Raw genomic sequence first — 11,788 nt, forward strand, 5'->3', positions numbered from 1 at the left:
CGCCGGCGGACAAGGACGCGGAGATCGCCCGGTTGCGGGCGCAGGTCGCCGAACTGCAGCAGGAGAAGCTGGTCCTGCGTAAGGCAGCCGCGTATTTCGCCAACGAGATGGATCGGTGACCAGCCGCTTGCGGTTCATCTGCGCCCACCGCGCCGAACCCGGCGTGAAGCGGTTGTGTCAGATCCTGGCTGTCTCGGCTTCCGGTTACTACCGGTGGCTGAACACGGAGCCCGCCCGGCAGGCCCGCGCGGCAGCCGAAGACCAGCTCGCCGTACGGATCCGGCAGGCCCACGAGCAGTCCGGCGGCGCCTACGGGTCACCGCGGGTCACCAGCGAACTGCGTGAGCAGGGCGTGCTGGTCAACCACAAACGCGTCGAGCGGGTCATGCGCCGCCGCGCGATCATCGGGATCCATCAGCGCCGCACGGTGCGCACCACCATCCCCGGCAGCAACGCGCCGGACGTGCCGGACCTGATCCGCCGGGACTTCACCGCCACCAGGCTGGATCAACGCTGGTGCGGCGACATCACCTACCTGCCGGTGGCCGGCGGCTGGCTGTACCTGGCCACCGTCATCGACATCGCCTCCCGACGCCTGATCGGCTGGTCCATCAATACCCATCTGCGCACCAGCCTGATCACCGACGCCCTCGACGCCGCCGTGACCGCCCGCAGCGGCCAGGTCACCGGGGTGATCTTCCACTCCGACCGCGGCACCCAGTACACCAGCAACGCATTCGCCCAAGCCTGCCAGCGGCACCAGATCCGCCGCTCGACGGGCCGGGTCGGCACCAGCTACGACAACGCCCTGGCCGAAGCGTTCTTCGCCACCCTCAAACGCGAACTCCAGATCAACCACCAAACCTGGACGTCCGAAGCCGACGCCCGCCGCGACGTGTTCCGCTGGATCGCGTACTACAACCACCGCCGCCGGCACTCCGCCCTCAGCCACCACAGCCCCGCCGACCACGAACACCAACTCCAAACCACCACCGTGAACCAGCCGATCGCGGCACAACCCAATGTCCACACCCCGGGTGGAAGCACACTGCGCCCCCTTTGCTCTGCTCACCTATGCGCACGAAAAACGAACGCCCGCTCGTTTCCGGTGCGCATAGGTGAGCAGAGCAAAGGGGGGCGCGCGCAGCCACCCTGCGCCACGACCGTGATCTTCCCCCCGGAGGAGCGGACACCTTGAAACTGGGCGTTGATGCCCAGAGGAACGGGTGTCCCCGGTTGGGACGTCCATCGAAGTTCACACCCGAGCTCAACCGGGACGCGGCGGCCGGTCAACGACGTGAACAAACACTGCCGCCGGCCCGAGGCCGACAGGCAGATCCCGGCGACGACGGCGGACAAGGACGCGGAGATCGCCCGGTTGCGGGCGCAGGTCGCCGGACTGCAACAGGAGAAGCTGATCCTGCGTAAGGCAGCCGCCTGGATCGCCTTCTACAACTACCCTCACCCAGCCAACCGCGGCATAACCCGGTGTCCACGCCCCGGGGGGAAGCTCATCTCCTCGGTCACTCTGGGCGGCATTCGCCGCCAAATCAAAGCCCGTCAGGTGAGTTCCAGGACCACGTAGTCGACGTCGGGTTCGTGGTGTAGCTCTATCAGGCGGAAGCCGCAGCGTTCCAGCAGGCGGCGGGAGGCCAGGTTGTTTACGTCGGTGTCGGCGTAGAGGGGTCTTGTCTGTTCCAGGGACAGGAACTCGCGGAGGGCGGAGGTGCCTATGCCTCGGCCCCAGAAGGCGCGGCCCAGCCAGTAGCCGACCGTCCGGCGGTCGTCGCGCCACCAGGAGACTACGTTGCCGGCTGTCTCGTTGCCGGACAGGATGGTGCGGACCAGCACCGACGGGTCGCCCAGGACTCGGTCGCGCCAATGGGTCTCGAACTCGTCGCGGGCGCGGGCCGGGACGTTCGCGCGGCGTACCGCCTCGGGGTCGGCTGCCTGGTGGTAGAAGACCTCGATGTCGTCGGGCGTCACTGGGCGGAGCGTCACCGGGTCGTCGAGTCCGAACCACGGGCGGCAGGCCTCGAAACCGGTCACGTCTACGTCGTAGCCGGGCCAGCGGTCGGCGGTGAGCAGCATGTTCTGCAGGTCGGCTACTTCGCCGCCGGTGTCGACGATGCGGGTGCGGCCGTTCTCCACGTAGCCGACGCGCCGGGACACGCCCAGGGACGCGCTGTTCGCGAGGGTGGCCGAGCTGATTGCCGCCGTCGCGCCCAGATGGTCGAAAGCCAAACCCAAGGCGGCCGTACGCATGCGCACGCCGATGCCTTTTCCGCGCGCGGCAGGGACCAGCCACGAGGCCGAGTCGACGGTTCGCAGGGCCGGGAAGTTCTCGCCCTCGAGGGTCTGCACGCCGACGATCTCGTCCTCGTGGATGACCGCCAGGTGCAGCACCCACGAGGTGGGGTCCCAGGTGCCCAGCGCCTTCCAGTAGCCCATGCACAGCAGGCGCCGTTCGTTCTCGAGCAGCGACTGGGACGGGAAGAGGGCCAGCCGCGGATCGTGCCCGACGTCGGGTGGGAGCACGTCGCAGAGGTATGGCAGATCCGCCTCGCGTACCGGCCGGAGCAGCACGTCGCGATGGCGGATCCGCAGGTCGAAGAGTGGCCACATAGAAGGGTGTATAGCCGATCGCCGGCCGCCCGGGGGCAAGAAGGCGGCCGGCGATCGGGGCCTTTCTACTCCGCGCCGAGGGCCACGACCGGGCTGACCTTCGCGGCGCGGCGGGCCGGCAGCACACCGGCGGCCGCCGTGAGCAGCACGAGGATCACGAAGACCAGGGCCAGCTGGCCGATCGGCAGGGTGAGCGGGGCGTTCACCGGAAGGACACGAACCGCGAGCCACGCGTACGGGACGCCGAGCACCAGCCCGATGCCGGCGCCGATGACCCCGTACAGGGCCGACTCGGTGGTCAGCATGGCGCGTAGTGCGCCCCGGGACAGGCCGACCGCGCGCAGCAGGCCGGACTCGCGGACCCGCTCGACCACCGACAGCGCCGTGGTCGTGCCGACGCCCACCACGGCGATCAGCACGGTGAGCCCGACCAGGCCGAGCGCGATCGCCAGCAGCACGGTCAGCTCGCTGTTGATCTCGTCGCGCTGGTCGGCCAGCACGTCGATGGCCCAGCCGCGGTTGCCGGCGGCCTCGCTGAGCACCTTGCGCCCGTCGGCCCGGCCCTTCTCGCCGGTGCCGGACGCGTCGGCGAGCAGGCCCGCGTACCCGGCCGTGGCCCCGAGTTTGGTCAGGTCGGACGGGTCGAGCACCATGGCCGAGCCGAGCGGCCCGGAGTCGGGCAGCTTGGCGGCCACCGTGAGCTTGTCCGTGTGCTTGCCGGAGGTCAGGGTGATCTGGTCGCCGACCCCGGCGCCGGTGTAGTCCGACATGAACGCGGAGATCACGACCTTGCCCGGCCCGAGGTCGGCGAGCTTGCCGGCGACCACGTCGAGCTTGCTCAGCCGCGGCACCGAGGCGATGGGCAGGTCGACGGCCCGCAGGTCGCTCTCGTTGCCCGAGACGCGCACGTCCAGCCGCCGGTAGGGCACCACGTGCGACAGCTCGGGCCGCCCCTGAAGCTGCGTGACCACGTCGGCCCCGATCGGCGCGTCGTTGGTGGTCATCTCGTAGTCGGCGGGCGACGACGAGGCGCTCTCCCGGTCGGCGAGGACCCGGATCGACGCGCCGCCCACGAGGCAGCCGGCGATGAGCGTGACGCCCAGCGCCACCACCACCGACACCGCAGCGGCCCGGCGGGGCGCGCCGCCCACTCCCCCGGCCGCCAGCCGCCCGATCGGGCCCGACCGGCGGATGGGCGCGCCCAGCACGGCCAGCACCGGCCGCACGAGCACCGGGCCGAGGGCGATCAGCGCGAGGAACGCGAGGCCGCCCGAGGCGACGATGGCCAGCAGGTTGACGCTCGGGTCGTAGTTCTTCGGATCGCGGCCGGGCAGGTTCCGCAGCACGTACCCGGCGATCAGCCCGGCCGCGACCACGAGCACGAGCCCGGCGGCCCAGCGCAGCTTGCCGATGTCGCGCCGCGCGCCGGTGACGCCCGCGCCGCGCAACGCCTCCAGCGGCGACACCTTGCCGGCGGTGAAGGCCGGCGCCATCACGGCGATCACGGTCAGCCCGACGGCGAGCAGCACGGTGAGCACGGCCGGTTTGAGCGGCAGGCCCGGCGAGGCGACGTCCGGCCCGAGCGCGGCGACGATCCGCGGCACGAGATGGCCGGCCCCGAGTGCCAGCAGCACGCCCGTCAGCCCGGTGACGAACCCGGTCAGCGCCCCCTCGAACGCCAGGGACCAGGTGATCCCGCCGCGTCCCGCGCCGACCGCGCGCAGCAATGCCAGCTGCCGCATCCGCTGGGCGAACACGATCCGGAACGTCGACGCGGCCACCAGCCCGGCCGCGACCACGGCGATCGCCACGAACAGCCCGATCACCTCGAAGACGCTGTCGACGTCGTTGGCCTTCTGCCGGGCCTCCTCGAGCCGGACTTCGCTGCCGGTGGCGACCTTCGGCCGCTCCCCGTCCTTCACCTTGGCGGCGCCGGCGGCGGTCAGTGCCTCGATCTGCCGGCGTACGCCGCCGGCATCCGCGCCCGGCGCCAGGCGCACGTCGATCTGGTTGAGGGCATCCGACCCGCTCATTGCGGCAACAGCCGGCAATGCCGCGTACGCCTGGAATCCGTAGTCATCGCGGCCCGTGACCACGCCCGTCACCGTGAGGGAACTCGGTGCCAGGGGTTTTCCGTCCTTGTCGTAGCGGAGCGAGACCTTGACGGCGGAACCGGCCTTGAGGCCGAGCCGTTCGACCGTGCGCGGGCTGACCGCGATCTCGGTGGGCCCCTGCGGCAGCCGGCCGGAGACGAGGTGGGTGACCGCGAGCGGCCCGGTCGAGGGGTCCGCGATGATCTGCAGGTATTCGTTGCCGATCTGGCCGCCCGCGTCGACGCGCCCGGCGGTCTCGGCCACCCCGGGGATCTTGCCGATCGCCGCGAGCTCGCCGGTGGTCAGCGTGCCCTGCCGGGCCACGATGTCGACCGCCTCGGGCGTGCCGCTCAGGCCGTCGAGCACGCTGCGCTCGGTGATCTGCTGGGCGAGCACGGTGGCGTAGACGACGAACGACACCACCAGCACCGCGAGGCCGGTGAGCAGGAGCCGCGCCGGCCGGCGGGCGACTCCGCGCAGCTGGGTGCGCAGGACCGCGCCGCTCACCGCTGCGCCGCCAGCGACCGCAGGGCCTCGGTGACCGACGCGTGGTCGGGGTGGTCGATCTCGCCGGCCACCTTGCCGTCGGCGAGCAGCACGACCCGGTCGGCGTAGGCCGCCGCGCCCGGGTCGTGGGTGACCATGACGACGGTCTGGCCGAGCTCGCGCACCGAGTTGCGCAGGAACAGCAGCACCTCGGCGCCGGAGCGGGAGTCCAGGTTGCCGGTCGGCTCGTCGGCGAAGACCACCTCGGGCCGGGAGACCAGCGCCCGGGCCACGGCGACGCGCTGCTGCTGGCCGCCGGAGAGCTCGCCGGGCCGGTGGCTGAGCCGCCCGGTGATGCCGAGCGACTCGGTGAGGTGCGCGAACAGGTGCCGGTCGGCCTTGCGGCCGGCCAGTTCCAGCGGCAGCAGGATGTTCTGCTCCGCGGTCAGCTGCGGCAGCAGGTTGAACGACTGGAAGACGAAGCCGATGCGCTCCCGGCGCACCTTGGTGAGCACCCGGTCGCTCTGCCGGGTCAGGTCGGTGCCGCCGAGCAGCGCCTGCCCGGAGGTGGCCGTGTCAAGGCCGGCCAGGCAGTGCATGAGGGTCGACTTGCCGGAGCCGGACGGTCCCATGATCGCCGTGAACTGCGCGCGGGTGAAGCCGACGGTCACCCCGTCCAGCGCGCGTACGGCCGTGTCGCCGCTACCGTAGACCTTGACCAGGTCGACGGCCGCGACCGCCGCCATCGCGTCCTGCGCGGCCGGTGGGTACTGGGTCTGCATTGTCACTCCACTCACACAACGGTCGATGTCGTGCAAGAGTCTGGATGGAGCGAGGTGCCCGGCACATCGGTCCCCGGCCAGGTTCGCCTCTCTTACTTTCGGCCGATGGGGACCGCCTGACCTGCCATTACGCTGGGTACACGATGCAGAACAACCCGAACCGGAAGATCCTGCTGCGCTTCGGCCAGGTCGGCGCGCTCATCGTCATGGCCATGCTCGGCCTGTTCGACGTCGCGCAGGGCCGCCTGCTCATCCAGTCCGGCACCGAGTTCCTCGGCCTGGTCCGGATCCTCCTGGCGATCGCCGCGGCCGCCGTCTGGCTGCCCGCCCACAAGCAGAACTCGACGTCCCTCGCGAAGGGCACCATCTGGCTGAGCCTCACCTCGATCGTGGTGACGTTCGCCGTCGCGTTCTCCCACCCGGAGTACGGCAGCTGGGGCCTGGCCGAGTCGCTGGCGTTCCTCGGGGTGCTGTTCGTGGTCGCGCGCCGGGCCCACGCGGGCTGGGCGGTCGCCGCCGTGATCGCCGCGGGCGCGGCGGTGAGCTTCCTGCCGCTGCGCGGTGGCCAGTCCTCCGAGTTCGTCATCTTCGGGCTGATCCAGGCGCTGGCCGCCGCCGCGGCCACCGGCCTCGGCGTCTACCTGCGCATCCTCGAAAGCTCACGGCAGCGGGCCGTCGACGCCGTACGCGCCGAGCAGCGCGCCGAGTTCGCCCGCGACCTGCACGACTTCATCGCGCACCACGTCACCGGCATCGTGGTGCAGGCGCAGGGCGCGAAGTTCATCGCCGAGCAGGACCCGGAACGCGTGCTGAAGGCCCTCGACCAGATCGAGCAGGCCGGCGCCGAGACGATGGCCTCGATGCGCCGCATGGTCGGGGTGCTGCGCGACCCGGAATCGAAGCCCGACGCGCCGCTCGCGCCGGTCGCCGGCGTACAGGATCTGGGTCTTCTGCTCGAGCACTTCACGGCGGCGGGCGGTCCGCTCGGCCGGCTGCATCTGGACGGCGAGACCGGCGGCCTGCCGGTGGAGGTGTCGACCTCGGCCTACCGGGTGGTGATGGAGGCGCTCACGAACATCCGCCAGCACGCGACCGGCGCCCGCGTCGCCGACGTCTGGATCCGGCGTACCCCCGAGTGGCTGCTCGTGCGGGTCGCCAACGACGGCACGGCCCGCCCGGCCGGTCCGCGGGAGCGCTCGGGGTACGGTCTCGTGGGCCTGACCGAACGGGTCCGCGCGGTCGGCGGCCGCCTCACGGCCGGGCCCGGCATCGAGGGCGGCTGGGTGGTCGACGCCGCGTTCCCCCTGAGTGTGAAGGTAGTGCAGTGATCAAGGTCTTGATCGCGGACGACCAGGCCATGGTCCGCACGGGCTTCGGCATGATCATCGGCGCGCAGCCGGACATGGAGGTCGTCGGCGAGGCGGCCGACGGCGTCGAGGCGGTGGCCCTGGCCCGCAAGCTGCGGCCCGACGTCGCGCTGCTCGACATCCGGATGCCCAAGATGGACGGTCTCGAGGCGCTGCGCCTGCTGGCCGGCCCGGGCGTGGCCGACCCGGTCAAGGTGGTCGTGGTGACCACGTTCGACCTCGACGAGTACGTCCACCAGGCACTGCGCAACGGAGCGGCCGGCTTCCTGCTCAAGGACTCCGGACCGGCGCTGCTGGTCGAGGCGGTCCGGGCCGCGGTCTCCGGCGATGCCCTGATCAGCCCGAAGATCACCGTACGGCTGCTGGAGCATTTGTCACTCCCGAAGCCGGCGGGTGACGACGGCGGTCTCTCCCCGCGCGAGCTCGATGTGGTCAAGCTCGTGGCCCGCGGCCTGACCAACGCCGAGATCGCCGGCGAGCTGTTCATCTCGATCGGCACCGTGAAGACCCACCTCGGCAGCGTGCAGACCAAGCTCGGCGCCCGCGGCCGCGTCGAGATCGCCGCCTGGGCCTGGGAGCGCCGCCTGGTCGGCTAGCCGGCCAGCACCCGCTTCACGAAACCGGTCAGGTTGGTCATGGCCCGGTCGACGCGCTCGTCGAGGCTGAGCGTCTCCTCCTGGCGCACGAGCCGGCCGCGCGGCTGCCGCTTGCCGCGCAGGTAGAGCGAGCAGGCCAGGTCGGTGCAGAGGTATTCCCCCACGGTGTTGCCCTGGCGGCCGGACGCGCCCGCGAGCGGCGCCACGAAGAGCGTCACGCCGTCGGCGGTGTGCGTGGTGTAGCAGACGCGGCACATGCTCGAGCGAAGCGCGCCTGCGCGGCGGGAGTCGGGCCTGCGCAGCACGACGCCGACCGCGCTGGGCAGAACAATGAGCGCCCGCTGCGGCGCGCCCGGGTCGGTCCAGCCAAGGAAGTCGAGGTCGCCCCACGCCACGGCGGCGAGGTCCGGCATCTTGATCCGGCTCGCCTCGCCCTTGCTGCAGTTGGCGAACCCGGCCCGGATCTGCCGCTCGGTCAGGGGTTCCATGCCGCGAACGTAACGGATCACCCCGGAACGGGCACCCGATTAACTGGGCTGATTCCAAAGACATCGAAAAACTTCGTTAGGTCTATTTACTGTTAACACTCTTTAACTTAGGTTGACCCCAACAACCGGCGCCACATCCCCCATGAAGAGGAGACCTTCATGAGACGCAGGTTCACCCTTCCCGCACTGACCGTCGCCGCGACGGCCGCCTCATTACTGGTGGCTGTCGCCCCCGCCTCCGCACACGGTTACATCTCGTCACCCCCGAGCCGCCAGGCCAACTGCGCCAGCGGCGCAGTCGCCAACTGCGGCGACATCATCTACGAGCCGCAGAGCGTCGAGGCCCCCAAGGGCTCGAAGCTGTGCAACGGCGGCGGTTCCCGGTTCGCCGTGCTCAACGACAACAGCAAGGCCTGGCCGTACGCCGGGGTCGGCAAGACCGTGACCTTCAACTGGATCCTCACGGCCCGGCACTCCACCGCCACCTGGGAGTACTTCATCGGCAACACCCTGCTGGCCTCGTTCAACGACGGCGGCGCGCAACCCGGCGCCACCAAGCAGCATACGGTCAGCATGGGCAGCTTCACCGGCCGACAGACCGTCCTCGCCCGGTGGAACATCGCCGACACGACGAACGCCTTCTACTCCTGCGTGGACGTGAACATCGGCGGCGGCACCACCACACCACCCACCACGCCGCCGACCACCACGCCCACGACCGCGCCGACCACCGCCCCGCCGACGACCAGCCCCACCACCGCCCCGAGCGGGACGTGGCGGGCCGGAACCGCGTACAAGGTGGGCGACGTGGTCACCTACAACGGCATCTCGTACCGCTGCCGGCAGGCGCACACCGCCATCGCCGGCTGGGAACCGCCGAACGTGCCCGCCCTGTGGCTCGCCATCTGATCCGCCTCGCGCTGATCCTCACGCTGGTCGCCGGCTGCTCCGCTCCTCGGGAGCAGCAGCCGGCGGCCGGCACCGCGCCGCCGTTCAACGCCACCGACGTGATGTTCCTGCAGATGGGCCTGGAGCAGATCACCGACGGCGACCAGGTGGCCGCGCTGGCCGCCCAGCACGCCGGCGACGCACGGATCCGCGCCCTGGCCACCGAGCTGCGCACACAGTGGAAGGACGAGTCGGGCACCATGAGCCGCTGGCTGCTCGGCTGGCAGCAGCCGCTCACGGCCGACCCGTCGTCGGGCGCCCACGCCGGCCACGGCGCGCTGCACGCCCTGCGGCCGTCCGACATCGAAGAGTTGCGCTCCGCGTCGGGTTCCGCTTCCTTCGACCGTACGGCGGTCAGCCTGCTCCTGGGGCATCTGGGCAACTGCGTCGAGACGTCCCGCATGGAGGAGACCGGCGGCGCTTACCCACCCACGCGCTCATTGGCCACGACCGTCACCCAGCGCCGCCAGGCCCAGATTCAGCAACTCCTCCAGCTCGCGGCCACCCAGTAGGACTGTCACCGGTCCTCGTCGGCCGTCAGGTGCGTCGTGGCGAAGCGCTCGTCGATCGCCGCTAGCTGCTCCGCCGACGGGTCCGGCCCAAGCCGGCCGATCTCCTCGAAGAGCTCCTCGTTCCCGGCCGGCGCGCTGACGAACAGCAGCTTGCCGCCGGTCGGCGTGACGAACGTGTGATAGGACCCCTGGGGAACGACGACCGTGGTGCCCGGTCCGCCCGAGAACTCGGCATCCCCCACGCGGAAGTGGTACTCGCCCTCGAGGACGTACGCGATCTTCATGAAACCGTGGTGCGCATGCGGCGGGTTCTCGGCGATGACGTCATGGTGGAACACGAAGACGCCGAGCGCTCCGCCGACCTCCTTCCCCCGGACGATGATCTCCGGCCGGTGCGGCCCACCCAGCTCGATGAGCTCGCCCTCGCCGGGCCCGACGGCCCATCCGTCCCGGCCCCAGTCGGCATTCACGGCCATGTCGCATCCCCTCGCTCGCCGGTCGTCCCGGACTCGGTCTCCTCAAACGATAGGGATGCTCCGCACCTGGACGAGGACCGGCCACCCCGCGACCGACCTGCGCGTCCGGGTGCTGGTGCGGCACCGTACCGTAGGGCCATGCCCGAGTTGATCGCGCCGACGACGCGACTGCACGCCGCCTGGATCGAGTCGCGGGACGAGTGGGGCCGGGGCGTCCATCAGGACGGTGCGGGGATGCGGCCCGGGGACGACTACGACTCGGCCGCCGGGTTCGCCAAGTGGGTGCGCCGGCTCAACGACGAAGAGGACACTCGCATCCCGCCCGCGCAGGACTGGGTGCACTGCACGTACCGGTGGATCGTGGACGGTGACCGGGTGCTCGGCGGGATCGCCCTGCGGCACGGCCTCAACCACTTCCTGATCAACGTGGGCGGTCACATCGGGTACGGCGTACGTCCCTCGGAGCGGCGCAAGGGACTGGCCAGCTGGGCGCTCGGGCTGATCCTCGACGACGCGCGGCGGATCGGCCTGAGCCGGGTGCTGATCACCTGCCGGGTCACGAACGAGGCGTCGGCCCGCACGATCGAGAAGGCCGGCGGCGTCTTCGAGGACATCCGCGGCTCGGGCAACGACGAGGTCCGTCGCTATTGGATAGTGCTGTAGGTCAGGACGCCGCGGGCGGGCGCCGTTGGCGTTGCGGCCACGGCGACCGGGTCGGCCTGCCGGCCGGTCGCTTCCCGAGCGGGAAGGCGCGGACGTTGCGCGGCGGTGGACTGCCGGGTTGTTGATCGTCTCCAGCGCCCTGCTCCGACTGACTGCCGCGCCCGTCGCCGTTCGCGGGCGGAAGGTCGGCCGGAGCCTCGGCCGTCGGCACCCCGGCCGGCCCGTCGGCGGACTGTGCCGAGATCGGCGGCCCGTCACCGCGCCGCCGGGGCCACAGCCGCACCTCGAACGCGGGCCCGCTCGGCGGCGGCCGCCGCCACAGCAGCGGCACGCCGAACGGCACCACGAGCACGGCCACGATCAGCGCCGGCAGCCAGTAGTGGACGCCGCCCGTGACCACCAGCCCGGTGAGCAGCACGAGGGAGACCAGCGCCATCCACAGGAAGCGCGGCTGCCCGCTGCGCGCGGCGGCCGGGACCACGAAGGCGACGTGGAGCGCGAGCATGGTGACCAGCAGGGCGCGGACCGGAAGATCGTCACCGACTCCGACCACCAGCAACAGGGCCACGAAGGCCACCGTCCAGTAGCGCAGGGAACCGGCCGGCAGCAGCAAAAAACTGATGATCACCCAGATCGAGATGATCACCGTCGTGGTCGCTTCGAATCCGCTGATGGATCGAGCGTAATGCGGATCAGAACGGCCCACATTCGCTGGGATGGGTAATTGTGTGCCAGCTTGCCGAACACAGGGT

The 11,788-nt window shown here is 71.1% G+C and carries 13 protein-coding genes; 7 read left to right on the forward strand and 6 right to left on the reverse strand.

The genetic code is table 11. The features are described from left to right. The first annotated feature begins 115 nt into the window (after window positions 1-115). The gene (locus A3CQ_RS55075; RefSeq protein WP_020515505.1) at window positions 116-1,198 is read left to right on the forward strand and encodes an IS3 family transposase; all 1,083 of its coding nucleotides are present in this window, start codon (window positions 116-118) and stop codon (window positions 1,196-1,198) included. Between the two features lie 99 nt (window positions 1,199-1,297). Next, window positions 1,298-1,585, forward strand: a complete 288-nt coding sequence (locus A3CQ_RS57975; RefSeq protein WP_020515506.1) for a hypothetical protein — start codon at window positions 1,298-1,300, stop codon at window positions 1,583-1,585. On the opposite strand, the gene A3CQ_RS59605 is transcribed toward A3CQ_RS57975, so the two are convergent. The 3 genes from A3CQ_RS59605 to A3CQ_RS0134475 all read right to left on the reverse strand — a co-directional run bounded on the left by A3CQ_RS59605 (window position 1,561) and on the right by A3CQ_RS0134475 (window position 5,986). Continuing rightward, on the reverse strand, window positions 1,561-2,625 hold the full coding sequence (locus tag A3CQ_RS59605) for a GNAT family N-acetyltransferase (protein WP_020515507.1): 1,065 nt from the start codon (window positions 2,623-2,625) through the stop codon (window positions 1,561-1,563). The two genes, A3CQ_RS57975 and A3CQ_RS59605, sit on opposite strands and share 25 nt — an antisense overlap. Window positions 2,626-2,690: 65 nt before the next feature. Next, window positions 2,691-5,225 carry an FtsX-like permease family protein gene (locus A3CQ_RS0134470; RefSeq protein ID WP_020515508.1) on the reverse strand — a complete coding sequence of 845 codons (2,535 nt, stop codon included), beginning with the start codon at window positions 5,223-5,225 and terminating at the stop codon, window positions 2,691-2,693. Then, on the reverse strand, window positions 5,222-5,986 hold the full coding sequence (locus A3CQ_RS0134475) for an ABC transporter ATP-binding protein (protein WP_020515509.1): 765 nt from the start codon (window positions 5,984-5,986) through the stop codon (window positions 5,222-5,224). The genes A3CQ_RS0134470 and A3CQ_RS0134475 overlap by 4 nt, the downstream gene beginning before the upstream one ends. A 143-nt stretch (window positions 5,987-6,129) precedes the next feature. Between A3CQ_RS0134475 and A3CQ_RS0134480 the strand changes: the two genes are divergently transcribed. Beyond that, window positions 6,130-7,314 carry a sensor histidine kinase gene (locus A3CQ_RS0134480; protein ID WP_020515510.1) on the forward strand — a complete coding sequence of 395 codons (1,185 nt, stop codon included), beginning with the start codon at window positions 6,130-6,132 and terminating at the stop codon, window positions 7,312-7,314. Beyond that, window positions 7,311-7,949 carry a response regulator gene (locus tag A3CQ_RS0134485; RefSeq protein WP_020515511.1) on the forward strand — a complete coding sequence of 213 codons (639 nt, stop codon included), beginning with the start codon at window positions 7,311-7,313 and terminating at the stop codon, window positions 7,947-7,949. The genes A3CQ_RS0134480 and A3CQ_RS0134485 overlap by 4 nt, the downstream gene beginning before the upstream one ends. Here the strand turns inward: A3CQ_RS0134485 and A3CQ_RS0134490 are convergent. After that, window positions 7,946-8,437 (reverse strand): FBP domain-containing protein, encoded by a 492-nt coding sequence (locus A3CQ_RS0134490; protein ID WP_020515512.1) that lies wholly within the window; start codon window positions 8,435-8,437, stop codon window positions 7,946-7,948. The genes A3CQ_RS0134485 and A3CQ_RS0134490 overlap by 4 nt on opposite strands. Before the next feature lie 159 nt (window positions 8,438-8,596). On the opposite strand from A3CQ_RS0134490, the gene A3CQ_RS0134495 reads away from it, so the two are divergent. Further along, window positions 8,597-9,346 (forward strand): lytic polysaccharide monooxygenase, encoded by a 750-nt coding sequence (locus A3CQ_RS0134495; RefSeq protein WP_020515513.1) that lies wholly within the window; start codon window positions 8,597-8,599, stop codon window positions 9,344-9,346. Next, entirely contained in the window at window positions 9,331-9,897 is a 567-nt protein-coding gene (locus A3CQ_RS0134500) for a DUF305 domain-containing protein (RefSeq protein ID WP_020515514.1), read from the forward strand. The genes A3CQ_RS0134495 and A3CQ_RS0134500 overlap by 16 nt, the downstream gene beginning before the upstream one ends. 5 nt (window positions 9,898-9,902) lie before the next feature. On the opposite strand, the gene A3CQ_RS55090 is transcribed toward A3CQ_RS0134500, so the two are convergent. Then, window positions 9,903-10,373 (reverse strand): cupin domain-containing protein, encoded by a 471-nt coding sequence (locus tag A3CQ_RS55090; RefSeq protein ID WP_020515515.1) that lies wholly within the window; start codon window positions 10,371-10,373, stop codon window positions 9,903-9,905. A 138-nt stretch (window positions 10,374-10,511) separates the two neighbouring features. Here A3CQ_RS55090 and A3CQ_RS0134510 point away from each other — a divergent pair, with 138 nt between their 5' ends. Next, window positions 10,512-11,036: a GNAT family N-acetyltransferase gene (locus tag A3CQ_RS0134510; RefSeq protein ID WP_020515516.1), complete on the forward strand. Its 525-nt coding sequence runs from the start codon at window positions 10,512-10,514 to the stop codon at window positions 11,034-11,036. A 1-nt stretch (window position 11,037) separates the two neighbouring features. Here the strand turns inward: A3CQ_RS0134510 and A3CQ_RS0134515 are convergent, their stop codons facing one another. Next, a complete protein-coding gene (locus A3CQ_RS0134515) occupies window positions 11,038-11,682 on the reverse strand; it encodes a hypothetical protein (RefSeq protein ID WP_020515517.1) in 645 nt (214 codons plus the stop codon). Between the last annotated feature and the right edge of the window lie 106 nt (window positions 11,683-11,788).

It is taken from the genome of Paractinoplanes globisporus DSM 43857, assembly GCF_000379645.1.
GTDB classification, from domain to species: domain Bacteria; phylum Actinomycetota; class Actinomycetes; order Mycobacteriales; family Micromonosporaceae; genus Actinoplanes; species Actinoplanes globisporus.